This is a genomic window from Marivita cryptomonadis, assembly GCF_002115725.1.
In the GTDB taxonomy this organism is placed as follows: Bacteria; Pseudomonadota; Alphaproteobacteria; order Rhodobacterales; family Rhodobacteraceae; genus Marivita; species Marivita cryptomonadis.
In genome coordinates this window covers 1-1,226 of sequence record NZ_JFKD01000075.1, presented here as the reverse complement: position 1 = coordinate 1,226, position 1,226 = coordinate 1, and the positions used below count along the sequence as shown (strand labels likewise).

Below are 1,226 nucleotides of genomic sequence, written 5' to 3'. Positions count from 1 at the left end.
CGGTGTTTGTCAAAGGAGTTGTCCGCCGATTTCATGCGGCGTCTCTGATTTCAGGGGCGCTGATTTCGGTTTCGGGGTTGAGCCAGACGGGTCCGGCAGGTTGCCAGTTACGGGTTTTGCCTGACCAGCGTTCCGGGTTTTGTGAACGTGCATTTGCATAGAGACTGGCGCGGTTTGCCAGCGTTGCACGATCATGACCAGCATGGCGCGCGCCTGGCGTGACGAAGCGAATGGCGCTGTGCAAGTGCTCGCCGTTATACCAAGTGGCAAATGATTTCACCCAGGCTTGGGCGTCCTCTTTGGTGGCAAACCCTTTGCGCGGCCAGTCCGGGCGATATTTGCAGGTGCGGAACAGAGCCTCCGAGAACGGGTTGTCATTGCTGACGCGCGGTCGGCTGTAGGACGCGATGATGCCGAGTTTTTCCATGGTTGTTTTCATTGTCGCGCCCTTCATCGGGCTGCCATTGTCGGCATGCAGAACCAGTGGGCGCAGGGTGCGTCCCTCAGCCAGAACCGCTTTGCGGATCAGCATCGCCGCCAGCTCCGCGCTCTCGCGTTCATGAACCTCCCATCCAACGATCTTGCGGCTGAAGATGTCCACGATCAGGTAGAGGTAGAAGAACATGCCTGCGACCGGTCCAGGCATCCATGTGATGTCCCAAGTCCAGACCTCGCAGGGCGCGCTGGCCTTGTAGCTGGCGGGCGGTTTGCGCCGGACCGGCGGCTTGGCCCGACCCCGGTGATGCTGCTGTCCATCTGCGCGCAGGATGCGATAAAAGCTGGACTCGGATGCAAGATACCGTCCCTGATCGGCCAGTTTAGGCACGATCTGTGACGGAGGAAGGCTGGCAAACTCCGTTGAATTACACACGTCAAGCACGGCCGCGCGTTCCTCGGCACTCAGCTTGTTGGCTGGCTCCGGGCGCGGCACAAGAGGGCGCTGATCGGCGTGTATCTGGCCGTCTTTTGTCCAGCGCCGCAATGTGCGATCGCTGATTTCCAGCTCGGCGCAGGCTTTGGCCCGCCGCGCGCCAGCAGTGATGGCCTCATTGATCAGAGCAACTGCGGTTTGGCGATGTGGGGTGCTGATCATGCGTCCTCTCCGTCCCCCCAGATCGCTGCCGCCTTTTTTCGCAGAACAAGAAGCGCTGCCGTTTCAGCCAATGCGCGGTCCTTGCGAGCAAGTTCGCGCTCCAGATCCCTGACCCGTTTCTTCTCTTCCTTGG

The 1,226-nt window shown here is 60.4% G+C and carries 1 pseudogene; it reads right to left on the bottom strand.

From position 1 onward, the window contains the following. Nucleotides 1–31 precede the first annotated feature (31 nt). Nucleotides 32–1,226, bottom strand: a pseudogene (locus MCRY_RS22320) (IS3 family transposase); the annotation flags it as partial.